Below are 24018 nucleotides of genomic sequence, written 5' to 3' on the forward strand. Positions count from 1 at the left end.
GGTCGGGCATGGCTCAGGCCTCGTTTTGACGGTAGTTATAGCCGATCGGATGGGGCTGGTTGCGGGCCTTGGCCAGTTCGATCTGCTTCTGCCGGTCGATGGCACTGCGGCGGGTCTTTTCGCTCAGGCTGTTCCAGCAGTGCGGGCAACTGATACCGGGCGAATAGTGCTCGCTGGCGCGCTCTTCGGCACTGATCGGGGTGCGGCAGGCGTGACACTGATCGTAGTCGCCTTCACTGAGATCGTGACGCACGGTAACGCGATTATCGAAAACGAAACAGTCGCCGCGCCATTGGCTGTCTTGCTCGGGCACTTCTTCCAGGTATTTGAGAATTCCACCCTTGAGGTGATAGACCTCCTCGAAACCTTCGCCGAGCATATAGCTGGAGGCCTTCTCGCAGCGGATGCCGCCCGTGCAGAACATCGCCACCTTCTTGTGCACGGCCGGGTCGAAGTGGGCTTTGATGTACTCCGGGAACTCGCGGAAGCTGGTGGTCTTGGGGTCGATGGCGCCTTCGAAGGTGCCGATGGACACTTCGTAGTCGTTACGGGTGTCGATCAGCAGTACTTCAGGGTCGGTGATCAGGGCATTCCAGTCCTTGGGCTCGACATAGGTGCCCACGGCCTTGTTCGGATCGACGCCGGGCACGCCCAGGGTAACGATTTCTTTCTTCAGTTTGACCTTGGTCCGATAGAACGGCTGCTCGTCGCAATAGGATTCCTTGTGATCGATATCGACCATGCGCGGATCCAGCTTCAACCAGGCCAGCAGGCCATCAATGCCTTCGCGGCTGCCGGAAACCGTACCATTGATGCCTTCTTCGGCGATCAGCAGGGTGCCCTTGATGCCGTTGTCGACCATGGCCTGCAACAGCGGCTCGCGCAGCTCAACGTAGTCTGGGAGGGTGACGAATTTGTACAACGCGGCAACCACGATCGGCGCCGTGACGGGTGCTTCGGACATGTAAAACTCCAGGTGGTGACCCTCGCAAAGGGCCTACCGGATCGAAAAAAAAAGCCAATAAAAAACGCGCCGGGTCACGGCGCGTTGAGCATTCTAGCAAAATTGGCGATGTCCCTGACACCATGCTGTCTCTGACAAATGCAACCCGTGGGACCTGCTTCAGCCAGCAACGCGCTTTCCCGGCTGAAACAGGTCCCACGAAGCGTCATTCATCAGTTGTCAGGATCAGTGCCCTCCGGCACAGGTCGGTGAAGCCGGGGCCGCACCGATCTTCGCCCACTCTTCAGGCGTATAGGTGTGCAGCGCCAGCGCGTGGAACTCGCCCATCAGCCCACCGAGCAGGCCGTAGACCTTCTGGTGGCGCTTGACGGAGCTGAGCCCCTCGAACTGTTCGCTGACAACGGTCGCCTTGTAATGGGTCTGCTCGCCACGGCTGTGCATGTGGCTCTCGTCGAGCACATGCAGGTAAACCGGTTGGAACACGGCAAGAGCCGACTCGATACGCGTTTGCATGGTCATGACAGGTTTCGCTCAATCAGGGCTTCTTGGTGGCCTTGGCAGGTGCGGCAGCAGGCTTGAGCTGGGCGGTCATATCGTCCAGCAGCTTGTCGACCACGGGGCCGGCAACCTGGAGTTTTTCCTGGGTCATCTGGATCGATTTCTGACCCAGTACCGGCGAGGTCGCCAGGACTTTCTGGCCCAGCGGCGACTGGTAGAACGCCACCAGATCTTTCAGCTCGCTTTCGCTGAATGCAGAGGCGTAGAGTTTGACCATGTCAGGCTTGAGCTTGTCCCAGCCGATGGCTTGGTCCAGAGCGGCACTGGCCTTGGCCTGGTAGGTTTCCAGCACGGCCTTTTTCGCTTCAGTACCGTTGGCTTCGGCGAAACGCTGGGCGAACATCTGCTGCACTTGCATGTAGGCCGGGGTGGCCAGTTTGTCGGCGTGCACCAACTTGAGGAATGTTTCGGCATTGGCATTTTGGCTGGCAGCATCGGCAAGAACCTGGCCGCTGGCACAGGCCAGAACCACCGCAGCACAAATAGCACGAAGACGGGTCATCGAGTTTCCTTTATAGCAGGCGAGGCATTACCCCAAGGCCGACCATTCTGCGCCCATGAGCCTGACCCGCTCAACCCCCCGGCCTAATCGGTGTTGCAAATCATTCTCAAAATTGAACCCAAACCGCTCAAGAACGCCTAAACTGCACGTTCAACTTTTCAGGAGTGAATCCAGTGAGCCGCATTGAAACAGACAGCATTGGTCCGATCGATGTCCCCGAGGACGCCTATTGGGGGGCCCAGACCCAACGCTCGCTTATCAACTTCGCCATTGGTCAGGAACATATGCCGGTGCCGGTGCTGCACGCCCTGGCGCTGATCAAGAAGGCCGCGGCACGGGTCAATAACCGCAATGGCGACTTGCCTGCGGAAATCGCCCGCCTGGTCGAACAGGCCGCCGATGAAGTCCTCAGTGGCCAGCTCGACGCACAATTCCCCCTGGTGGTCTGGCAGACCGGCAGCGGTACCCAGAGCAACATGAACGTCAACGAAGTGATCGCCGGCCGCGCCAATGAACTGGCTGGCCAGAGTCGCGGCGGCAAGTCGCCGGTGCACCCGAACGACCACGTCAACCGCTCCCAGAGCTCCAACGACTGCTTCCCTACCGCCATGCATATCGCTGCCGCCCAGGCGGTGACCAGCCACCTGCTGCCAGCCATTGCCGAGCTGTCCAGCGGTCTTGCCGAGCAGTCGGCGCGCCACATGAAACTGGTCAAGACCGGCCGCACCCACATGATGGATGCTACGCCGATCACCTTCGGCCAGGAGCTCTCGGGCTTTGTCGCCCAGCTCGAATACGCCGACAAGGCCATCCGCGCCACCCTGCCAGCCATTTATGAACTGGCCCAGGGCGGCACCGCCGTCGGTACCGGGCTGAACTCGCCCAAGGGCTTTGCCGAAGCCATCGCCGCCGAGCTGGCCGCGCTGTCTGGGCTGCCGTTCGTCACTGCGCCGAACAAATTCGCCGCCCTGGCCGGTCATGAGCCGATTGCCGCCCTGTCCGGCGCCCTGAAAACCCTGGCCACGACCCTGATGAAGATCGCCAACGACCTGCGCCTGCTGGGCTCCGGCCCGCGTGCCGGTCTGGCCGAGGTCAAACTGCCTGCCAACGAACCCGGCAGTTCGATCATGCCTGGCAAGGTCAACCCGACCCAATGCGAAGCCCTGTCGATGCTGGCCCTGCAGGTCATGGGCAACGACGTCACCATCGGTTTTGCCGCCAGCCAGGGCCACCTGCAACTGAACGTGTACAAGCCGGTGATCATCCACAACCTGCTGCAATCGATCCGCCTGCTCGGCGACGGCTGCAGCAACTTCAACGAACATTGCGTCGCGGGCATGGAGCCGGATGCCGGCAAGATGGCCGAGCACCTTGAGCGCGGCCTGATGCTGGTGACCGCACTCAACCCGCATATCGGTTACGACAAATCAGCCCAGATCGCCAAGAAAGCCTACAGCGAAGGCCTGACCTTGCGTGAGGCAGCCCTGCAACTGGGCCTGCTGACCGATGCGCAGTTCGATGAGTGGGTACGTCCGGAGAATATGCTGGAAGCCGGCAGCAACGGCTGACCCCTACCCACCCAGGCAACATCGGGCAAATGTGGGACCGGCTTGAGCCGGGAAGGCGATATTACAGGCGATAGAGATGTATCGATCATGCCTGAGCCTTCCCGGCTCAAGTCGGTCCCACAGGCTGTCGCATCAACGCTTTTGAGCATGATTACGGCTATAGGTATCCTGACCCATCGCCGCAATCTGGCCCTCGATCAACGCATCGAAAGGCCGCAGTAACGCGACAAATGACGTCGGCGCCTCCAACGTCTGCAAGGCGTGAACGATAGCTTCCAGCGTCGACAGTGCCTCGGCATCCGGCGCCTTGCGAAGACGGTAGCGTGATGCCCCAACTTCCCCCAGCGTGACCCGTGGCAGCGCTGCCAGCAGCGGATTGCAGTGCAGCAGCTTGCGCGCCTTGCGCCAGGTGCCATCGGGAACCACCAATAAGGTGGGCTGGCTTTCAGCCGTCTCGGCGATCAAGGGGTGTGCCTGCTCTCCGGGAAACAGCAAGCGCGCCTGATAACCCGGCTGATTGAGCAGTTGCGGCAGATCCTCGAATACCTCCCCCACTTGCAACTGCGCATTACGCAACCCCAGTGTCGCCAGACGCGCGGTATTGAGGGCGTGATTGACTTCACTCGGATGCTGCAACACCAACACGCGAGTGCGGCTATCCAGGCTGGGGATCAGTGCACACAGGCAAAGGCTTAGCGGGCGCAGACAACGTTCACAACGGGGGCGGGACATCGAGACCTTCCTCAGACCGGATTGAGCTGCGCTTTGAGCAGGTCGCGGAACGTCTGGATCAACGGTTCGCGACTGCGGCCACGGCGCACGATCATGGAAAACGGCGCCTGATAACCAAAGGTCGCAGGCAGCAATACGCGCAGATGGCCGGAGTCGACCCAGGCCTGCGCGTAATGCTCCGGCAGATAACCGATATAGGCCCCGGACAGCACCAGAATCAGCTGCGCTTCCATACTCTCCACCGTGGCGGCGCTGTGCTTGAAGCCGTGGCGCGCCAGCTCCGCCTGGCTCCAATAGCCACGGCCGACCATGCGCTGCTGGGCGATCAGCGGCTCGGGAATGCGCCGCTCGTTGAACAGGGGATGGCGATTACTGCAATACAGCCAGTGCTGCTCGCGATACAACGGCTGATACACCAGGCCGTTCATGCGCGTGGAAAACGAACCGATGGCCAGGTCCAGGCGATTGTCGAGCACGCCCAGTTGCAGCTCATACGGGCTCATCACCGACAAGTGCAAATGCACCGCCGGGTGCTCTTCGCTGTAGGCGCCAATGACCTCGGCAAAAGGCAAGGCCCGATCACTCACGGTGGAATCGAGCACACCGAGGTTCAGGGTGCCGCGCAGTTCACCCTTGAGGGCCGCCGCATACAATTCGAAACCTTCCAGTTCACCCAACAGGCGCAGGGTTTCCTGATGAAACAGCTCGCCCTTGCTGGTCAGACTGAAGCCGCCACGGCCGCGATGACACAGGACAATACCCAGGGCCGCCTCTAGCTGGCTCATGTAGGTACTGATGGCCGAGGTCGACAGGTTGAGCTCCTGCTGGGCACTGGCGAACCCCTGATGACGGACCACGCTGACAAAGATGCGCAGCAATTTCAGATCGGGTAGAGCACTGGCCATGGAGGTCCTGCAAGGTCGGGAGCGACAAATATGAGGCTGAGAACAGCGCCCATTCTAACCACAATCCCCTTGAGCGCTATCGTCCGCCCGGCATCAGTTCAGAAATTTCTAAACTGATTATTTGCTCCCCGGGATTCCCTCCCGGCCTCTCGCTTCGCAGAATCGCCTCCATCCAAACCATGCTGAGGCAATCCCGTGGACAAGATTTTTCACCAACCACTGGGCGGCAATGAAATGCCGCGCTTCGCCGGTATCGCCACCATGATGCGCCTGCCCCACCTGCAGACCGCAGCAGGCCTGGACGCCGCCTTTGTCGGTGTGCCGCTGGACATCGGTACCTCGCTGCGCGCCGGCACCCGCTTCGGCCCGCGGGAAATTCGCGCCGAGTCCGTAATGATCCGCCCCTACAACATGGCCACCGGTGCCGCGCCTTTCGACTCCCTGTCGGTGGCCGATATCGGTGACGTGGCAATCAATACCTTCAATTTGCTGGATGCCGTACGCATCATCGAAGAAGCCTACGACGAGATCCTCGAGCATGGTGTCATTCCCATGACCCTGGGCGGCGACCACACCATCACCTTGCCGATCCTGCGCGCCATCCACAAGAAACACGGCAAGGTTGGGCTGGTGCATATCGATGCCCACGCTGACGTCAACGATCACATGTTCGGCGAGAAAATCGCCCATGGCACCACTTTCCGCCGCGCCGTGGAAGAAGGTCTGCTCGATTGCGACCGCGTGGTACAGATCGGCCTGCGCGCGCAGGGTTATACCGCCGAGGACTTCAACTGGAGCCGCAAGCAGGGTTTCCGCGTGGTCCAGGCCGAAGAGTGCTGGCACAAATCCCTAGCCCCCTTGATGGCAGAAGTGCGCGAAAAAGTCGGCGGCGGCCCGGTGTACCTGAGCTTTGACATCGACGGTATCGACCCGGCCTGGGCGCCGGGCACAGGCACCCCGGAAATCGGCGGCCTGACCACCATTCAGGCCATCGAGATCATCCGCGGCTGCCAAGGCCTGGACCTGATCGGCTGCGACCTGGTGGAGGTGTCGCCACCTTACGACACCACCGGCAACACTTCGCTGCTGGGGGCCAATCTGCTGTATGAAATGCTCTGTGTTTTGCCGGGTGTTGCGCACCGTTAACTATCCGGAACCACCCGGGGACCGGCTTTAGCCAGGAAGACGTAATTATGATCGACACATTTGTCGATTGTCATATTGCCCTCTCGGCTAAAGCCGGTCCCACACCAAATGGGCTTACCTCCGTCCAGCGCCTGCGCGCGCTTCAGACAACAGCTTGAACTAATCTTGATTATCTCTCCCTCCGTTTTTAGGCAGTAGGGCCAGCCTGCGCAATAGCCATGACCGGGGTTTGCATGAACCGCGAGGAGATCAAACAGAGGGTGCTCGACACACTGGGCATCATTCTGATCGACAAGAGCGCCATCCATGAAGATTCAACCTTCAAGGATCTGGCTCTGGACGACGAAGATGTGGAAAAATTTCTGCTCGGACTGGGCAACGAGTTCGGCTTTACCTTTCCCGATGCAATACGCAAACGCGCCAGCGACGCCCCCGATCACGTGACATTACCCGCACTGGTGGACCTGATCGTGCTGATGCGGCGAGAAGAAAAGCCTGTGCAATACCGTCATGCAGGCGAGCATGAGGAACAGACACGCACCGTCAGGAAATCAAAACGGCGCGCGAGGAAGGGTAGATAAGGGTCAACGACGCTGGCGACGTCGATCATCATCGGTGCGCACTGGAATCGGTTGCAGCTTGGGTCGTTCGATCAAGCCCAGGGCAACACCCAGATCATGAAGCCACTCTTGCAATTTGTCGTTCATAAGGCCCCCTTGGGGAAATACACGGACATCACCATCAAAATCCTGCCTTGGACATCATAGTGCTATCCCGCACTTTACGCCTGCTACCAGACGTCGCGGGAAAATATTTCATGCCTTAATGTGACAGCTTGCAGACTGCCAGGGAGTGATCACGCGACCAACGGCACATTTTTGTACGACGCATTGATAATGCCTGTCGACAACGCGAATCAGTTACCGACCGCAGGGGCTAAAACCAGGCCGGCAACGCGTGTTCTTGAAGTGAATTCGTTACAACGGCTGATTGCCATCATCATCGCTCAAGGCGCGCTCCAGCAACTCGGTCGGCAGGCTTTTGCTGGCACGGGCGCCCAGCAGCTTGAGCTGCTCACTGCGGCTGACCAGGTTGCCGCGCCCGTCCGTCAGTTTGTTGCGTGCTGCGGCGTAAGCCTTGTCCAGTTGCTGAAGGCGATTGCCCACTTCGTCAAGGTCCTGGATAAACAGCACGAATTTGTCGTAGAGCCAGCCGGCACGCTCGGCGATTTCCCTGGCGTTCTGGCTTTGGCGCTCCTGTTTCCAGAGGCTGTCGATCACTCGCAAGGTCGCGAGCAACGTGGTCGGACTGACAATCACAATGCTGCGGTCATAAGCCTCCTGAAACAGCGTCGGCTCAGCCTGCAGGGCGGCCGAGAATGCGGCTTCAATGGGCACGAAGAGCAGGACGAAATCCAGGCTATGCAGGCCTTCCAGACGCTTGTAATCCTTGCCGGACAAGCCTTTGACATGATTGCGCAACGACAGTACATGCTGCTTCAGGGCTGCCTGGGCCAGCGCCGTGTCATCCGTCGAGACATATTGCTGGTAAGCCGTCAGGCTGACCTTGGCATCCACCACCACCTGTTTGTCGCCCGGCAGCATGATCAGCACATCCGGTTGGAAGCGCTCGCCATCGGGCCCTTGCAGACTGACTTGAGTCTGGTACTCCCGGCCCTTCTCCAGCCCGGCGTGCTCCAGCACCCGCTCAAGGATCAGTTCACCCCAGTTACCCTGAGTCTTTTGGCCTTTAAGGGCACGGGTCAGGTTGGTTGCCTCGTCGCTCAGTCGCTGGTTCAGCTGTTGCAGGCGCTCCAGTTCCTTGCCGAGCGAGAACCGCTCACGGGCTTCCTGCTGATAACTCTCTTCGACGCGCTTTTCGAATGACTGGATGCGCTCCTTGAGTGGATTGAGCAGTTGCCCCAACTGTTGCTGGCTGGTTTCGGCAAAACGCTGCTCACGCTCATCGAAGATCTTGCCCGCCAGCTCGGCGAACTGGGCACGCAGTTCGTCACGCGAGCCCTGCAGATCCGTCAGTCGTTGCTGATGGCTTTCCTGCTGTTCGCGCAACTCGGCAGCCAGGGAAGCGCAGCGGGCATCCAGACGGCGTAGCTCGGCATCCTTGGCAACCCGCTCGGCATGCAGGCTGCCCAGGGCGTCCCGGGAATCATCGTGGGCCTGGCGCTGCAACTCTACCTCACGACGCAGTGCTGCCAGCTCCGCCAGCCTGGCGCTGTTGGCCTGGCTCAAGTCACTGATTTCATCGCGACTGGCATCGAGCTGGGCATTGAGACCATCCTGAGCCATGCGTGCTGTGCTCAAGCGTTCGTCGAGCAGGGCCGATTCGGCCTGGCGCTGCACCAGGCGACGTTGCAGTTGCCAGGCCAGCAACAATAAAGGCAGGGCTGCGGCGGCCAGCCCCAACAACAGACTGGTCAGATCCAGTGCCATAGAAACTCCAGATGATCGAATTCATGCTCGCGGCATTATGCGACGCAAAATAACCAGAAGAAGGGATAAGTAACAGACTGGCAGGCGCGGGCTAGAGCAAGCGCGCGGGACAATCCACAGAAGCTGTGGATAACTCAGTGGACAACCCCCCTTTAACCCGCGCAAACGCACGTAGAATGGGGCCTGCGTTCAAACTGACGATTTTTTCACCAATGCAAAAAAGCGATGTTTTTCATTGACTTAATAATTCACCACCATAAATCAAGCTCTTAGAGCCGTATATGACAGTGACATGGCAGCTTGTCCGGCTAATGTGCACAAGTCAATTCCCCACAGCTATAAGAGCGGTAAAAACAACGACAAAAATCACCCAGGACGCGACTCAATCGCAATCAGGCCAGGGCTTTGGGGCTCATGCTGAAAAAAATCGGTCGCCCTCGAACCTCTATCTGGGTGACTGAACATCAACCGGACGACTGGCCAATCAGACCCCGGGCAGCCAAAATGCTCCATTAGCCCATTGGCGGATCACCGTATCCATGAGAGACATCGTGGCCTTTGCCCTGTTGTTAGTGCTTGTCTGTGTCGTCGTGATGGGGATCAGCCTGAAACTGCCCAGTCCCGATGGTGCGATTTTCGCCGTGACCATCCTGTTGTCGGCGACGTTAATGGCGCTGATAATCAGCGTCGATCTCAGCGAAGGCAGGATCAACCGTGAGGGCGACATCATGCGTCTGATCGAGCAACGACGTTCCTGGCGCATGACCATACCCGCCTACCTGATGGGCTGGTCTCTGGTCGCAGCAATGACCGTACTGATTTATCGGAGCTTCTCTTGACTTTCTTATGAACCAGCCCTTCCCTTTAACCGCCCGATCCATTATCATTGCCTTCGTTAGTACCAAGCTGAAAGTCAATTCTGGTCGAAAAGTCCCATCCACAGGCATCAAAGCCTTGGGCTAAAAGGGATCGACCACCTCGATGGTTTCCAGACATGCACACTGCCCAGTAGCTTCCTTACTCATCGGAAGACTGCGGCAAATCAAGCATGGCCTGATAGAACCAGCCTGCAATTGATCAGGAACTTCACCCCGAGCGTCGAACCTTCGCTCCCGCTGTGATGCCTGCCCTCCTAAGTACCTACCAGTCAGACCAGGCGCCATACGATAACGCGCGCTTCAACTGTCTGCTTTTGTTCCAGTCAGGTTCTTCGCCCCGCCATGCCTCGGTTACCCAGGTACAGGCCCGCGTTTACTGGGACGTTTATTGTTGCACGGTATTGTTCCGTGTCGTTTTAGGAAACACCTTGACCATGACTACTCATATCCACACCGAGGCCGCCATTCGCACCCTCACCCACGCCTTCGCACCGATGAACTGCCTGATCATGGCCGCTCGCAAAGGCTGCTTCAGCTTCACCCTCGTCAATGAGCACGGCATTGCCCGTCATAGCGAGCGCCTGTACCCCGATCAATACTCCAGCGCCGAGCCGCTGCAGGCCGTGATCGAGCGTACGCGCCAGGCCTTGACCGCCTGACAGACGCGGATTCAGGCTACGCGCAAGCCCTGCTGACAAAATCAGCGGGGCTTTTTATTGCCCGGATTTTTCCTACATAAAAAACGGACCTAATCACCGACCGCTATATGTCGCGCCCTACATCTCGAGAAATATTTTAAAAACAGCCCTTTACACTCGAAATATGACACTACACTTCAACTCAAGCAGCCCAGGCTGCTTCCGGCGGACCCTGTCCGATCCATCCGCTGCCAATGCGTTGGGGTCCGTCGGCCATTACCTTCGAGCAGGCTGTATTATGGGAATTGCTGCCAGCGAACTGTGTCGTTACGTGATCCGCCCTACGCTTGAGTACCTGGGCCATCACACACCTTCTGCCGAGTCTTTCCTGCTGGGTGTCGCCGCCAGCCAGTCCGCTCTTGGTGCGGCTCTGGACAGCCGCCGCGGCCACGGCCTGTACAGCATTCCGGAACGCCGCCATCGGCAACTCTGGGATGACTACCTGGCGCTGGACCCGGAGCTGGCCAGCCGGGTTCGAGGCCTGGCCAGCCAGCATGCGTTCCTCGATGGCCCGCATCTGGAACTCACCGTCAACCTGCGTTACTCCACCGCTATCGCCTGGATGATGGTTCAAGCCCAAGGCGCCATCCTGCCGTGCGAAGACGACCTGCTCGGCATGGCTCGCTTATGGCGCCAGGTTTTCCAGCCCCAGGGACGCCTTCGCGACTTCACCGCAGCCTGGCAAATTTGTGTTGCTCCGTTACTCCTTGCGGCCTGACTGTCCAGTCAATTTACGCATTTGCTGGCGTTCGCCGCGTTTTGGCAAAATTGTCCTACAAAACCGCTCTAACTCGGGCAATTCACGCTATGGCGCAACCGGAAAAATGTTGGTAATTTCCGCGCGGTGATCAACAAGGAGTTCTAATAATGAAAAAAGTAATACTCAAGACCACACTCAGCATCGCCGTGTCCGTAGCCTGCTCCCAAGCCTTCTCCGCCGGTTTTGCCATCAACGAACAAAGCATCAGCGGTATGGGGACCGGTTTCGCGGGCCGCTCCTCCAGCGCTGACGATGCCACCACTGTCTATGGCAACCCTGCCGGCATGTCCCGTCTGAAACGTCAGGAAGTCAGCGTCGGCGCCGCCGTAATCGACGCCAAGACCGATATCCACAATGGTCGCGGTACTTTCGGCGGCAGCAACGACGGCGATATGGTGCCGGTCGTCGCCGTGCCCATGGGTTACTACGTCAAGCCAATCGATGAGCACTGGGCATTCGGTGTCGGCTTCTACGCCCCGTTCGGTCTGGTAACCAACTACGAAAACGGCTTTGCCGGCCGTTACTTCGCCGACAAAAGTCACGTTGAGGTCATGACCTTCCAGCCGACCGTCAGCTATGCCTTCAACGATAAAGTGTCCATCGGCTTCGGCCCGACCTTCAACCGTATCGAAGGTACCCTGACCTCGGAAACACTGACTGCAGCAACGCCGGGCCGCAACGATGGCAAGGTCAAGATCACCGGTGATGACACCGCTGTGGGCTTCAACGCCGGTATCCTGGTCCAGGCCACCGACACTACGCGTCTGGGTCTGACCTACCACTCGAAAATCGACTTCAAGCTCGATGGCAAGACCAAAATCCAGGGCGTAGGTTTCGGACCATTCAACGGCCAGAAGTACGATGCCAACCTGGATCTGGACACGCCTGAGTCGGTGGACATGTCCATCACCCAGAAGATCGATGACAAGTGGACCGTCTATGCCGGTAGCACCTGGACTCGCTGGAGCCGCCTGAAAGACATTACCGTCACCAACAGCGGCGTTCCGGCACAGCTCGGCGGCTCTGCCGGTCCGATCGGCACCATCACCGAAGAACAGAACTGGCACAACACCTGGGCACACGCCATCGGCGCGTCTTATCAGGTGAACAAGCAGTGGGTCCTGCGTACCGGCTTCTCGGTCGACCAGGCACCGACCAACAACGTCAACCGTTCGCCACGTATCCCAACCGGTGACCGCAAGGCCATCAGCTTTGGCGCTGGCTGGAGCCCGACCGACGACCTGACCATCGACGTAGCGTATTCGTACCTGCGTGAAGACGAAGCCAAGATCCGCGACTCCAGCGCGACCAAAGGCTCGTACAGCGCGGACTTCCGCAACAGTGCCAACGGTTTCGGTACTTCGATTACCTATCGCTTCTGATAGCTGGCCGTTCCCGAGCATGAAAAAGCCCCGATTTTCGGGGCTTTTTCATGGGCCGAATGTGGGGCAACCCTGTGTACGAATTCATTCGCTCTGTCTGCGTCAGGTGTTGCGGCCAGTGATTTACCTGGCCGATTCAGGCCGCTGCATCGCCATCGGTTCTAACGAGGTGTAGATGTTGTGGGAGCGGATTTATCCGCGAAGAAGTGTGCACAATCACGACATTTTCGCGGATGAATCCGCTCCCACATAATTCGCGATACCTCGTACGCAACACTTAATGCAGACAGAGCCAATGAATTCGTTCCCATGGTTCGTCCCCTACACAATTCACTCCAGCCGTCAGGGCTTCGACGCAATCGCCTTTTCCAGTGCCTCGATCAACTGCGGATCATCCGGCTTGGTCATACTGGAAAAACTGGCAATCACCTTGCCCTGGCGATCCACGACGTACTTATAGAAATTCCATTTCGGTGCACTGCTCTGCTCGGCCAGGACCTTGAACAGATGGGTCGCATCTGCGCCCCGCACCGGCTGTGGCTCGGTCATGGTGAACGTCACGCCGTAGTTTACGTAGCAGACCTTGGCAGTCTCTTCGCCATCTTTGGACTCCTGCCTGAAGTCATCGGACGGCACGCCCAGCACTTCCAGGCCGCGCCCCTTGTACTGTTTGTTCAGGGCTTCTAGACCTTTGAATTGTGGGGCGAACCCGCAAAAGCTGGCGGTATTGACGATCAGCATGGGCTTGCCGGCAAAACGCTTGCACAGGTCGATATTTTCCTTGGCGCGCAGCTTGGGCAGTTCGCCCTGGAGCAACTCCGGGCAGTCAGCGGCCAGGGCCGTGCCACTCAGGGCAAGCAACAGAACAGGCAGGGAAATCCAGCGAATGATCATGATGGCCTCCAAGGCTCACTTCTGAGCGACACGCTACGCTGGCCCTCAGAGCAACGCCAGCCCCACCAGAACCAATACTTCCAACAACTCCAGCAAAGCGCCCGCCGTATCGCCGGTCGTACCGCCCAGGCGCCGCAGCATCAGCTGGCGCAGCCAGAAGAAGCCAACCGCAGCCAGCAGTAAAGCAAACAGCCCTGACAGGCCTGCAATCAGTACACAGCCGACCGCGCAAGCCAGCAGCACCTGCCGCCCCTGAGAACGCGGCAGATGATCAGCCAGGGCCTGTCCCAGCCCGCCCTTGCGCACGTAAGGCGTATTGAGGAACAACCCGAGCATGGCACCGCGAGCGATGACCGGCGCCAATAACAGGGCGATGCTGCGCCCACTGTCGATCAGGGCAAAGATGGCGGCGAACTTGAGCAGCAGCACGAGGATCAGGGTAACCACGGCAATCGGCCCGCTGCGTGGGTCCTTCATGATGCTCAGGGTGCGTTCGCGGTCGCCGAAGCCACCAAGCCAGGCATCGGCGCTGTCGGCCAGACCATCCAGGTGCAGGCCGCCACTGAGCAGCACCCAGGCACTCAACAGCAAGGCCGCGTGGAGAAGCCCAGGGGTATGACTCAACAATCCGTTCAACAGCAGCAAAAGGACGCCAAACAGCAAGCCCACGGCCGGGTAGAACAACAACGAACGCCCCATGGCCTGGGACGATGGCATGCCCGGCAGGCGAATCGGCAGGCTGCTGAGAAACTGCAGGGCAATCCAGAACGGCAACATCATCAGCCCTCGATCAAGACACAGCCGCTGTCGACCCGCAGCGGTAGCAGCGCGCCATGGCCGACGCTGACCTGCAACAGCTGCTCACGAGGCAATCCCCGGGCCTGCGCCAACAGCAATCGCATCACACCGCCATGACAGACCAGCAGCACTCGCTCGCCGTCACAGGCCTGATACAGGCGCTCTACAGCCCCCAGCACCCGTGTCGAAAAAGCCGTCACCGGCTCGCCATTGGCCGGCGTGAAGGCATAGGGATCGGCCCAGAACAGCCCCAACCCCTCGGCATCGGTCTCCATCAGTTGCGCGGCGCTACGCCCTTCCCAGTCGCCGAAATGCAGCTCCTGCACATCAGCCTCCAGTCGCAGGGGCAAGTCCAACTGTGCAGCCAGTTGTTCGGCGAACCGTGCACAGCGCTGCAACGGCGAACTGACGATACGATCCCACGGCCCTGCCTGGGCCACGGCGGCCTGCATCTGCGCCCAGCCGGTGGCGGTCAGGGCGTCATCGAGGCTGCCGCGCATGCCGCCACCCAACTCGGTTTCACCATGGCGCAACAGGTCCAGACACAAGGTCATGCCGGGCGGTCCGCCACTGCCGCTTCAGCAAACGTCGCCATATTGTTGTGCAGGGCACAGGCCATCTGCACCAACGGCACCGCCAGGGCCGCACCGCTGCCCTCGCCCAGACGCAGGCCGAGGTCGATCAGCGGCTCGGCCTGCAGGGTTTCCAGCAGATGTCGGTGCCCTGGCTCGGCACCGCGATGGCCAAACAGCAACCACTCGCGGCAGGAAGGATTCAGGCGTACTGCCACCAGCGCGGCGACGCTGCAAATAAAGCCATCGACCAACGCCGCAATGCCTTCCTGCGCGCAGGCCAGATAGGCGCCTACCAGTGCCGCGATTTCGAAACCTCCCAGGCACCACAGGCTTTGCAGCGGATCACCGGCAGCCTGCTCGGCGTGCAACGCCAGAGCGCGCTCAATCACCGCGGTCTTGTGGCGGATACCCTCGGCATTCAGCCCGGTGCCCGGACCGACCAGCAAAGGCGCGGCGCATTCCAGCAAGGAGCAGGCAACGGCGCTGGCCGAGGCGGTATTGCCGATGCCCATCTCGCCGCCGATAAACAGCTCGCTGCCCGCCGCCCTGGCGCGCAGCACGCTATCCCGTCCGCCCGCCAACGCCAGCAGCCCCTGCTCGACGGTCATCGCCGGGGCCTGGGCAAAGTTGGCCGTGCCAGCACCAATGTTCAGATGGCGCACACCCGGCAGATTGAGTGGCGAGACGGTGCCGAGATCGACCACATCCAACTGCGCCGACAACTGTTTGGCCAGGACGCTGATGGCCGCCCCGCCCATGATGAAGTTGTGCAGCATCTGCCCGGTAACTTCCTGGGGATAAGCCGACACGCCTTCGGCAACCACACCATGGTCGCCAGCGAAAATCGCGATCCAGCACTTATCCACCGCAGGCTTTTCCCGACCTTGCAAACCGGCCAGTTGCACTGCCACTCGCTCGAGCTGACCGAGGGAGCCGGTTGGTTTGGTCAATTGCTGCTGACGGGCCAGCGCGGCTTCGCGCATCGGCACATTCAGCGCCTGGGCAGGCTTGAGCCACCAGGAGTCAGTCATATCGCAGTTCCTTTCAAAGTCAGAGGCAGGCCGGCAACGGTCAGGACCACGCGCCCGCAGCGCTCGGCCAGGGCCTGGTGCAACCCGCCCGCCTCGTCGACGTAACGGCGGGTCAGTTCACCGAGGGGCACAATACCCATCCCGGTCTCGTTGCTGACAAAAATGATTTCGCCCGGCAGATCGGCCAGGCAGGCAAGCAGGGCGTCACGCTCTTGGGCCAGGCGCTGCGGATCCTCTTCGAGCATCAGCAGGTTGGTCAGCCACAGAGTCAGGCAGTCCACCAGCAGGCAGCGCCCGACCTCAGCGTTGTCGCGCAGGACTCGGGCCAGTTGCAGCGGTTCTTCAATCAGCCCCCAGTGTTCGGGACGACGTTGGCGATGCAACTGCACACGCTCGTTCAGCTCGCCGTCGACGGGCTGGCTGGTGGCAATATAGATGACCTCCAGGCCCGAATCAGCGGCCAGGCGCTCGGCCAGGCGGCTCTTGCCCGAGCGGGCGCCGCCAAGGATCAGTTGCAGCATCAACTGTGCTCCAGGCCGCACAGCTGGCGCAGCAGCGGGCCATCGAGATGGTTTTCCACCAGATCCGCCAAGCGTTCAATGTCGCGCTCGCGCAGGGCGTGATAATCCACCGCCTGCACATTCTGCAGGCCGGCCCAACGCAGCAGCGCCGTACAGGACGCCGGGGTCTCGAACAGGCCATGCAGGTAGGTGCCAAGGATCTGCCCATCGGCGCTCCGGGCTCCATCACAGCGGCCATCGTCGAGATAGACCGCCGGCTGCTCCAGAGCGCTGCCGGTGGTGACCCCGGCATGAATCTCGTAGCCGCTGACCTGGGCGTCCTCCAGTTGCAGATGGCCACGGACGTTGCGCAGTTGCTTCTCTTGCTCCAGCACCGTACTCATATCGAGCAGGCCCAACCCGGCACTTGAACCCGCCGCCCCTTCCAGACCCAGCGGGTCGTGGACCTGCTGACCGAGCATCTGCAAGCCGCCGCAAATGCCCAGGACCTTGCCGCCGTAGCGCAGATGCCGGCTGATGGCCGCATCCCAGCCGTTGGCGCGCAGATAGGCCAAGTCGCTGCGCACACTCTTGGAGCCGGGCAGAATGATAAGGTCGGCCGGTGGAATCGCCTGGCCGGGACCGATGAATTGCAGATTGACCTGAGGGTGCAGGCGCAACGGATCGAAGTCGGTGTGGTTGCTGATGCGTGGCAATACTGGCACGACTACATTGAGGACCTGCTCGGCCTTGTCGGTCTGGCGCTGATCGAGACCGTCCTCGGCCTCCAGGTGCAGGTCCATGACATAGGGCAGTACGCCGATCACCGGTTTGCCTGTGCGTGCCTCGAGCCAGTCCAGACCCGATTGCAGTAAGGCGATATCACCGCGAAAACGGTTGATCACAAAGCCTTTGACCCGTGCCTGCTCGCTGGGCTCGAGCAACTCCAGAGTGCCGACCAGATGGGCGAACACGCCGCCGCGATTGATATCGGCGACCAGAATCACCGGGCAGTCCACTGCCTCGGCAAAGCCCATATTGGCGATATCGTTGGCGCGCAGATTGATCTCCGCCGGCGACCCGGCACCCTCGACCATGATCACCGGATACTGCGCGCTCAAACGCACGTGGGACTGCAGCACCGCCTCCATGGCGATGGTTTTATAGCCGTGATAGGCCACCGCGTTCATGGTGGTCACTGCCCGGCCATGAATGATCACCTGGGCGCCCGTATCGCTATTGGGCTTGAGCAGCACCGGGTTCATATCAGTGTGAGGCTGCAGCCCGCACGCCTGAGCCTGCACGGCCTGGGCCCGACCGATCTCACCGCCGTCAGCAGTCACCGCACTGTTCAGGGCCATGTTCTGCGGCTTGAACGGCACCACGGCAATGCCCTGGCGGGTCAGCCAGCGACACAGGGCGGTCACCAGAGTACTTTTGCCAGCGTCGGAAGTGGTGCCTTGCACCATCAGAGTGGTCATGAAGAGCGTCCGTTGAATTCAGTCAGGGCACTGGCGATACGCTGCCAGTCGCGCTCATCGGCAGGCAGGCCAAAACGCAGGCTGTCGGTATGCCGTTGGGCATGGCTGTCGCCCGAGGAAAACAGCCGCAGCAGAATCCCGCGGCGGGCGCAGAACTCATGCAGGGGCTTGGCCTGGTGTGTACGCACCCATTGAAACAAGGCGCAACCGCCGTGAGGTTGCAGGCCGTGCTGGCTCAGCAATTCGAACAGACGCGTACCGGCCTGTTCGCAACGCTGACGTTGTTGCGACTGGGCGGCGCGGTCGTCCAGGCAAACCCGTCCAAGCTCCCGGGTCGGACCGCTGACCGCCCAAGGCCCGATCTGCACCTCCAGTTGCTTGAGCAACGAGGCCTGGGCCATGACAAAACCCAGCCGTACTCCAGCCAGGCCAAAGAATTTGCCGAAGGAGCGCAGCACAATCAAGCCGCTGCGATCAGCCTCGGCCACCAGGCTCGATTCGGGGGTAACGTCCATAAAGGCTTCGTCCACCACCAGCCAGCCGCCACGTTCGGCCAGACGGGAATGCCATTCCAGCAGCAGCGCCGGGGCCAGCTTCAAGCCGGTGGGGTTGTTCGGGTTGACCACCACCAGCACGTCCAGATGCTCGATGAAGTAATCGACCTCTTCCTCCATCAGTTCACGGACCAGAAAGCCACCGTTGCGCCAGGCCTCGGCATGCTCGGCATAACAGGGTGACAAGACACCCACCTTGCCCACCCGCCGCAGACGCGGCAGGGCCTGGATCGCCGCTTGGGTGCCCGGTACCGGCAACACCTTTGAGGCGCCGTAATAGTCGGCAGCAGCGGCTTCCAGGCCGTCATCATTCTCCGGCAGGCGCGCCCAGGCGCGCAGAGGAATCGGCGGAACCTCGAACGGCCAAGGCGCCAGCCCCGTGGATAAATCCAGCCAATCGTTCTGTGCAATACCGTAGTGTTGCGCCGCTGCCCTCAGACGCCCGCCGTGCTCAAGCATAGAATTCCGTTCCCAGGCATAAGATCAACAACCACAGCCAGACACCGCGCTGCACCAACTGCAAGCCCCGCTCAATGGACTCGGGACTGGCCACCCGGCCACGCCCCAGTTGCGGCCGCTGGTGCAGTTCGCCGTGATAAATCGCAGCACCGCCCAGCTCGACGCCAAGCGCGCCCGCCCCCGCCGCCATCACCGGCCCGGCATTAGGGCTGTCCCACAGCGGTGCCTGAGTTTTCCAGCAGTGCAGTGCCAGGCGTGTCTTGCCCAGCAGCGCGTAGGTCAAAGCCACCAGACGCGCAGGAATATAGTTGAGGATGTCGTCGATTTTTGCCGCAGCCCAGCCGAAACGTTCGAACCGCGCATTGCGATAACCCCACATGGCATCCAGGGTATTGCACAGGCGGTACAGCACGACACCCGGCGCACCGGCCACGACAAACCAGAAAATTGCGGCAAATACCGCATCGCTGCCGTTTTCCAGAACCGACTCGGTGGCCGCCCTGGCCACCTCGGTGGCGTCCAGTTCGTCGGTCTGGCGACTGACCAGATAACCGACCCGCTGCCGCGCCTTGTCCAGCTCATTGGCGCGCAGGGCCTGCGCCACCGGCTCGACGTGTTCGCCAAGACTGCGCAGACCAAGGGCGCAATACAGCGCCAGCACCTCGACCAGCCAGCCAATATAGGGCAACCAACTCAGGGCTGTGGCCAGAAGGGTGATGGGTACCACAGCGATAAACCAGGCGGTGACGCCATGGCTGCGCCAACCACGCCCGGCCGCATTGAAGCGCTTTTCAATACGCTCGGCGAAACGACCGAAGGCTACCAGCGGGTGCGACCGTTTCGGCTCACCGAGCAACGCATCCAGCGCCACCCCGGCGACGCTCAGCAGCGCCACACTCATTGACTTACTCCCCATTGATTCTCAAATAACAGCTCGCTGAGCGGACGCTCCTGCGCCCAGCCTTCGAGCACCAGCATCGGTGCCGGGTAAAACTCGCTGACCGGCCCCAGGCACAGGATCGCCAAAGGCTTGGCCCCGGCGGGCATGTTCAACAGCGCCGCCAGTGCCTCGGGATCGAACAGCGACACCCAGCCCATGCCCAGGCCTTCGGCACGGGCGGCGAGCCAGAGATTCTGGATCGCGCAGGACAAGGACGCCATGTCCATTTCCGGCAAGGTACGTCGCCCGAAGATATAACGCTCGCGGCCATCCATCAGCGCCGCCACCAGCACCTCGGCGCAATCGTTGATGCCTTCGACCTTGAGCTTCATGAAGTCATCGGCCCGTTCGCCCAGGGCCTTGGCGGTGCGAATCCGCTCCTCCTCGACCTGAGCCTGCATCTGCCGCCGCAATTCGGGATCACTGATGCGGATGAAGCGCCACGGCTGCATCAGACCGACACTGGGAGCCTGATGCGCCGCCTGCAGCAAACGGCCAAGCAACTCGGGTGCCACAGTGCCGCCACTGAAGTGACGCATGTCGCGTCGCTCGGCAATGGCGCGGTACACCGCTGCCCGTTCCTCGGGGCTGAACGCCTGATCACTCATGGTCGCAAAAGCGCCGCAACCGCCTGGGGATGGGACGGAAAGTAAAAGTGCACGTAGGACGCGGTCAGGCGCCCCAGACGATAAACCGCCTCGGCACCACGCCCGCCATTGGGGCTGACGCCACGGGCAATCGGCTGCAACTCGGTGCTGGTCAGGGAGTGGTGATAAGTGTGTCCGCGTAGCAGTCCTTCCGGCAGTTGCACCGCCTGCAAGGCCAGGGCGGCCAGACGCTTCTGCATCACCGCCTCTCCGGTCAGCAGGCCGACCAGTTCCGCGCGCTGGCCTTCGACATCCGTAAGGGCATCGAGCAGATAGAGCATCCCGCCGCACTCGGCGAGCATCGGCTTGCCCGCAGCGTGATGGGCGCGAATAGCCTCAAGCATCGGCGCATTGGCGCCCAGGGTGAGGTGATGCAGCTCCGGATAGCCGCCGGGCAGGTACAGACTGTCGGCTTCGGGCAACTGCTGATCGCGAATCGGCGAGAAGAACAGCAGTTCGGCGCCCATGGCCCGCAGCAGATCCAGATTGGCGCCATAGAGAAAGGCGAAGGCTTCGTCGTGTGCTACAGCAATGCGCACGCCCATCAGCCATGACTCCACTGCGGTGGCTTGCGGCGCGGCAAAGGTCACCGCGGGCGGCAGGGCCACTTCGCAGGTACTGGCCAAGGCTTCGGCGGCGGCATCGAGGCGCGCATCCAGGTCATTCAATTCGCTGGCCTGGACCAATCCAAGGTGGCGACTGGGCAATTCGATACCGGTTTCCCGGGACAAGGCGCCATACCAGCGCAGGCCTTCGGTGAGGCTGCCTTCGAGCAATTGCGCATGACGCACCGTACCCACTCGGTTGGCCAGGACCCCGGCGAACGGCAGATCCGGCTGATAACGCGCCAACCCCAGGGCCAGGGCGCCAAAGGTCTGGGCCATGGCGGTGCCGTCGATCACCCCCAGCACTGGCACACCAAAGTGCCGGGCCAGATCGGCGCTGGACGGCGTGCCGTCGAACAAGCCCATCACCCCTTCGATCAAAATCAGGTCGGCCTCACCCGCCGCTTCCCACAGCAGTCGACGGCTTTCCTCGGCGCCGACCATCCACAGGTCGAGCTGATAGACCGGCGCGCCACTGGCCCGTTCGAGAATCATCGGATCGAGAAAGTCCGGCCCGCATTTGAACACACGGACCTTGCGCCCCTGGTTACGATGCAGACGCGCCAGGGCTGCGGTTACTGTGGTCTTGCCCTGGCCGGAGGCCGGTGCAGCAATCAGCACCGCCGGGCATTGCCGGTTCATAACGCTGCACTCACAGTTCGATGCCTTTTTGCGCACGAATGCCCGCCTGAAAGGCGTGCTTGACCACGGCAATCTCGGAAACGGTATCGGACAGATCGATCAATTCCTGTTTGGCGCCACGGCCGGTAACGATCACATGCTGCATCGGCGGGCGAGCCTGCAAGTCGCTGAGCACTTGCTCCAGGTCCAGATAGCCATGCTTGAGGGCGATATTCAGTTCATCCAGCACCACCAGGCCGATGGCCGGGTCGCTGAGCATTTCCCGGGACACCGCCCAGGCCGCTTCGGCAGCAGCGATATCGCGTTGGCGGTCCTGGGTTTCCCAGGTGAAGCCCTCGCCCATGACGTGGAAACGCACCTGCTCGGGGAAGCGCCGGTAGAACAGCTCCTCCCCGGTGCTGTTACGGCCCTTGATGAACTGCACCACGCCGCACTGCATGTCATGCCCCATGGCTCGGGCGAGCATGCCGAAAGCCGAGCTGCTCTTGCCCTTGCCATTGCCGGTCAGCACCAGTAAAAGGCCGCATTCATTGGGTGCGCTGGCGATGCGCTCGTCCATCACTGCCTTTTTGCGCTGCATGCGCGCCAGGTGGCGTTCGTCGCGTTCGGGGGATTCGTTCATCTCGGCTCTCCGCTCGAGGACACGTGAAAGCACACGGCAGGCGCAGCAAACGGCGGCAAGGCACCGATGCAGGACATCGCCCGCCGCGATGCCATTGATTGGATCAGGCCGGTCTCCGGGCTCATGAGCGGGTTGTCCGTGGGACTACCCGACGCTACGCCTTCCCATGCACTCGCACAGTGGCATTCCATAGCGTCTTGACTCATTTACCGTTGCGGGGGCAGCGCCGGGATCTGACCGGCTTCCCTGTTTCACTCAATTGCAGAGCACCTGAAACAAGTCGCGAAGGGTAGAGGGTTGGGCTAACAGCGTCAATGAATGCAAGACAGGTTGAACCCTCACGCAACGGGTCCCTCTACTCTTTACTGGATACTGCCCGCCACGGAGATTGTACATGTTCAAAATCAGACCTCAGTACGCTGTCCTGTTACTGCTGGCAGGAGGTCTTGCGGCCTGCGGCGAGTCCTCGACCTTGCAGGTGAGCGACGGCACCGGCGCCTCGCCCAAGCTGCCGGAACCGAACAAGACCCTGATACCCACGGTGAATATCGCCCCCGCAGTAGGCTGGCCAAGCGGCAGCAAACCCCAGGCGGCCGCAGGGACTCAGGTCGAGGCATTTGCCGAAGGTCTGGACCATCCGCGCTGGCTGTATGTGCTGCCCAATGGCGATGTGCTGGTGGCCGAAACCAACGCGCCACCCAAGCCCGATGACAGCAAGGGCATTCGCGGTTGGGTCATGAAGAAAGTCATGGGCAAGGCCGGAGCTGGCGTGCCCAGCGCCAACCGCATCACATTGCTGCGTGACGCCGATCACGACGGGGTGGCAGAAACCCGCAAAGTGTTCCTTGATCATCTCAATTCGCCTTTTGGCATGACCCTGATCGGCAATGACCTGTACGTCGCCGACACTGACCGCCTGATCCGCTTCCCCTATCAGGACGGCCAGACCTCGATCAGCGCGGCGCCCGTCAAGGTGGTCGACCTGCCCGCTGGCACCATCAATCACCACTGGACCAAAAACGTCATCGCCAGCAAGGACGGAAGCAAGCTGTACGTCACAGTCGGCTCCAACAGCAATGTCGGCGAAAACGGTCTGGCAGCCGAAGAAGGTCGCGCGGCGATCTGGGAAGTGGATGCTGCCACCGGCGCCCATCGCATCTTCGCCTCTGGCCTGCGCAACCCCAACGGCATGGACTGGGAGCCAACCACCGGCAAACTCTGGACCTCGGTCAACGAGCGAGACGAAATCGGCAGCGATTTGGTGCCCGATTACGTGACCTCGGTGCAGGATGGCGGTTTCTATGGCTGGCCGTTCAGCTACTACGGCCAGCATGTGGATGTGCGCGTCGATCCCCAGAACCCGGCCCTGGTCGCCAAGGCCATCGCCCCGGACTACGCGGTCGGCCCCCATACGGCGTCGTTGGGCATGGTCTTCACCGATGGAAAATCCCTGCCTGCGCCCTTTACCCAAGGACTGCTGGTCAGCCAGCACGGCTCGTGGAATCGCAAGCCCCATAGTGGCTATAAGGTGATCTTCGTGCCCTTTACCGACGGCAAACCCAGCGGTGCGCCGGTGGACCTGCTGACGGGCTTTCTGAATCAGGACGAGAAAGCGCAGGGTCGCCCGGTGGGCATCGTCAACGATAATAAAGGCGGGGTATTGGTGGCGGATGATGTGGGGAATGTAATTTGGCGGGTGACTGCCAGTAAATGAAGCTTCAAGACGC

Annotated in this window: 26 protein-coding genes and 1 riboswitch; of the genes, 8 read left to right on the forward strand and 18 right to left on the reverse strand. The window is 60.9% G+C overall.

Annotation, left to right across the window (positions count from 1 at the left end):
* Window positions 1–13: 13 nt before the first annotated feature.
* The 3 genes from ACCD02_RS16160 to ACCD02_RS16170 all read right to left on the reverse strand — a co-directional run bounded on the left by ACCD02_RS16160 (window position 14) and on the right by ACCD02_RS16170 (window position 2024).
* Entirely contained in the window at window positions 14–964 is a 951-nt protein-coding gene (locus tag ACCD02_RS16160; RefSeq protein ID WP_413303599.1) for a rhodanese-related sulfurtransferase, read from the reverse strand.
* Between the two features lie 225 nt (window positions 965–1189).
* A complete protein-coding gene (locus tag ACCD02_RS16165; RefSeq protein WP_413303602.1) occupies window positions 1190–1483 on the reverse strand; it encodes a BolA family protein in 294 nt (97 codons plus the stop codon).
* 16 nt (window positions 1484–1499) lie between these two features.
* Window positions 1500–2024, reverse strand: coding sequence for a DUF2059 domain-containing protein (locus ACCD02_RS16170; protein WP_413303605.1), 525 nt, complete (start codon window positions 2022–2024; stop codon window positions 1500–1502).
* Between the two features lie 173 nt (window positions 2025–2197).
* Here ACCD02_RS16170 and ACCD02_RS16175 point away from each other — a divergent pair, with 173 nt between their 5' ends.
* Window positions 2198–3592 (forward strand): class II fumarate hydratase, encoded by a 1395-nt coding sequence (locus ACCD02_RS16175; RefSeq protein ID WP_413303608.1) that lies wholly within the window; start codon window positions 2198–2200, stop codon window positions 3590–3592.
* Window positions 3593–3724: 132 nt separating this feature from the next.
* On the opposite strand, the gene ACCD02_RS16180 is transcribed toward ACCD02_RS16175, so the two are convergent.
* Both ACCD02_RS16180 and ACCD02_RS16185 read right to left on the reverse strand, forming a co-directional pair.
* The gene (locus ACCD02_RS16180; protein ID WP_413303611.1) at window positions 3725–4324 is read right to left on the reverse strand and encodes a tRNA-uridine aminocarboxypropyltransferase; all 600 of its coding nucleotides are present in this window, start codon (window positions 4322–4324) and stop codon (window positions 3725–3727) included.
* An 11-nt stretch (window positions 4325–4335) separates the two neighbouring features.
* Window positions 4336–5229, reverse strand: coding sequence for a LysR family transcriptional regulator (locus ACCD02_RS16185; RefSeq protein ID WP_413303614.1), 894 nt, complete (start codon window positions 5227–5229; stop codon window positions 4336–4338).
* Between the two features lie 195 nt (window positions 5230–5424).
* Between ACCD02_RS16185 and speB the strand changes: the two genes are divergently transcribed.
* Window positions 5425–6375: an agmatinase gene (gene speB / locus ACCD02_RS16190; protein WP_413303616.1), complete on the forward strand. Its 951-nt coding sequence runs from the start codon at window positions 5425–5427 to the stop codon at window positions 6373–6375.
* A gap of 233 nt (window positions 6376–6608) precedes the next feature.
* The gene (locus tag ACCD02_RS16195) at window positions 6609–6956 is read left to right on the forward strand and encodes a hypothetical protein (RefSeq protein ID WP_413303619.1); all 348 of its coding nucleotides are present in this window, start codon (window positions 6609–6611) and stop codon (window positions 6954–6956) included.
* A gap of 3 nt (window positions 6957–6959) precedes the next feature.
* Here ACCD02_RS16195 and ACCD02_RS16200 read toward each other — a convergent pair whose 3' ends face one another.
* Window positions 6960–7082, reverse strand: coding sequence for a PA1414 family protein (locus tag ACCD02_RS16200; RefSeq protein ID WP_413303622.1), 123 nt, complete (start codon window positions 7080–7082; stop codon window positions 6960–6962).
* A 270-nt stretch (window positions 7083–7352) separates the two neighbouring features.
* Entirely contained in the window at window positions 7353–8825 is a 1473-nt protein-coding gene (gene rmuC, locus ACCD02_RS16205) for a DNA recombination protein RmuC (RefSeq protein ID WP_413303624.1), read from the reverse strand.
* Window positions 8826–9364: 539 nt separating this feature from the next.
* On the opposite strand from rmuC, the gene ACCD02_RS16210 reads away from it, so the two are divergent.
* The 4 genes from ACCD02_RS16210 to ACCD02_RS16225 all read left to right on the forward strand — a co-directional run bounded on the left by ACCD02_RS16210 (window position 9365) and on the right by ACCD02_RS16225 (window position 12543).
* A complete protein-coding gene (locus ACCD02_RS16210) occupies window positions 9365–9664 on the forward strand; it encodes a hypothetical protein (protein WP_413303626.1) in 300 nt (99 codons plus the stop codon).
* A gap of 473 nt (window positions 9665–10137) precedes the next feature.
* Window positions 10138–10362, forward strand: coding sequence for a hypothetical protein (locus ACCD02_RS16215; RefSeq protein WP_259099319.1), 225 nt, complete (start codon window positions 10138–10140; stop codon window positions 10360–10362).
* Window positions 10363–10639: 277 nt separating this feature from the next.
* Window positions 10640–11119 carry a hypothetical protein gene (locus tag ACCD02_RS16220; RefSeq protein WP_413303629.1) on the forward strand — a complete coding sequence of 160 codons (480 nt, stop codon included), beginning with the start codon at window positions 10640–10642 and terminating at the stop codon, window positions 11117–11119.
* A 149-nt stretch (window positions 11120–11268) separates the two neighbouring features.
* Complete coding sequence (locus ACCD02_RS16225) at window positions 11269–12543, forward strand: OmpP1/FadL family transporter (RefSeq protein ID WP_413303632.1); 1275 nt, start codon at window positions 11269–11271, stop codon at window positions 12541–12543.
* A 342-nt stretch (window positions 12544–12885) separates the two neighbouring features.
* On the opposite strand, the gene ACCD02_RS16230 is transcribed toward ACCD02_RS16225, so the two are convergent.
* Genes ACCD02_RS16230 through cobO form a run of 11 tightly spaced genes read right to left on the reverse strand, consistent with a single transcriptional unit; the run spans window position 12886 to window position 22291 of the window.
* Window positions 12886–13437 (reverse strand): glutathione peroxidase, encoded by a 552-nt coding sequence (locus tag ACCD02_RS16230; protein WP_413303635.1) that lies wholly within the window; start codon window positions 13435–13437, stop codon window positions 12886–12888.
* Between the two features lie 45 nt (window positions 13438–13482).
* Window positions 13483–14214, reverse strand: coding sequence for an adenosylcobinamide-GDP ribazoletransferase (locus ACCD02_RS16235; RefSeq protein WP_413303808.1), 732 nt, complete (start codon window positions 14212–14214; stop codon window positions 13483–13485).
* Window positions 14215–14216: 2 nt separating this feature from the next.
* Window positions 14217–14789: an alpha-ribazole phosphatase family protein gene (gene cobC / locus ACCD02_RS16240; RefSeq protein WP_413303638.1), complete on the reverse strand. Its 573-nt coding sequence runs from the start codon at window positions 14787–14789 to the stop codon at window positions 14217–14219.
* Complete coding sequence (cobT, locus tag ACCD02_RS16245; RefSeq protein ID WP_413303641.1) at window positions 14786–15841, reverse strand: nicotinate-nucleotide--dimethylbenzimidazole phosphoribosyltransferase; 1056 nt, start codon at window positions 15839–15841, stop codon at window positions 14786–14788. Before cobT ends, cobC begins: the two co-directional genes overlap by 4 nt.
* Window positions 15838–16362: a bifunctional adenosylcobinamide kinase/adenosylcobinamide-phosphate guanylyltransferase gene (cobU, locus tag ACCD02_RS16250; RefSeq protein WP_413303644.1), complete on the reverse strand. Its 525-nt coding sequence runs from the start codon at window positions 16360–16362 to the stop codon at window positions 15838–15840. Before cobU ends, cobT begins: the two co-directional genes overlap by 4 nt.
* Entirely contained in the window at window positions 16362–17822 is a 1461-nt protein-coding gene (locus ACCD02_RS16255; protein WP_413303646.1) for a cobyric acid synthase, read from the reverse strand. Before ACCD02_RS16255 ends, cobU begins: the two co-directional genes overlap by 1 nt.
* Entirely contained in the window at window positions 17819–18835 is a 1017-nt protein-coding gene (cobD, locus tag ACCD02_RS16260; protein ID WP_413303649.1) for a threonine-phosphate decarboxylase CobD, read from the reverse strand. The genes ACCD02_RS16255 and cobD overlap by 4 nt, the downstream gene beginning before the upstream one ends.
* On the reverse strand, window positions 18828–19736 hold the full coding sequence (gene cbiB / locus ACCD02_RS16265) for an adenosylcobinamide-phosphate synthase CbiB (RefSeq protein WP_413303651.1): 909 nt from the start codon (window positions 19734–19736) through the stop codon (window positions 18828–18830). Before cbiB ends, cobD begins: the two co-directional genes overlap by 8 nt.
* Complete coding sequence (bluB, locus tag ACCD02_RS16270; RefSeq protein ID WP_413303654.1) at window positions 19733–20383, reverse strand: 5,6-dimethylbenzimidazole synthase; 651 nt, start codon at window positions 20381–20383, stop codon at window positions 19733–19735. The genes cbiB and bluB overlap by 4 nt, the downstream gene beginning before the upstream one ends.
* The gene (locus tag ACCD02_RS16275; protein WP_413303657.1) at window positions 20380–21669 is read right to left on the reverse strand and encodes a cobyrinate a,c-diamide synthase; all 1290 of its coding nucleotides are present in this window, start codon (window positions 21667–21669) and stop codon (window positions 20380–20382) included. The genes bluB and ACCD02_RS16275 overlap by 4 nt, the downstream gene beginning before the upstream one ends.
* A 10-nt stretch (window positions 21670–21679) precedes the next feature.
* The gene (gene cobO / locus ACCD02_RS16280; RefSeq protein ID WP_413303660.1) at window positions 21680–22291 is read right to left on the reverse strand and encodes a cob(I)yrinic acid a,c-diamide adenosyltransferase; all 612 of its coding nucleotides are present in this window, start codon (window positions 22289–22291) and stop codon (window positions 21680–21682) included.
* A gap of 88 nt (window positions 22292–22379) precedes the next feature.
* Window positions 22380–22580, reverse strand: a riboswitch (cobalamin riboswitch).
* A 105-nt stretch (window positions 22581–22685) separates the two neighbouring features.
* On the opposite strand from cobO, the gene ACCD02_RS16285 reads away from it, so the two are divergent.
* Complete coding sequence (locus tag ACCD02_RS16285; RefSeq protein WP_413303662.1) at window positions 22686–24005, forward strand: PQQ-dependent sugar dehydrogenase; 1320 nt, start codon at window positions 22686–22688, stop codon at window positions 24003–24005.
* The last annotated feature ends 13 nt before the right edge of the window (window positions 24006–24018 follow it).

The sequence above is a fragment of the Pseudomonas sp. Pseusp88 genome (assembly GCF_047303955.1).
Lineage (GTDB): Bacteria > Pseudomonadota > Gammaproteobacteria > Pseudomonadales > Pseudomonadaceae > Aquipseudomonas.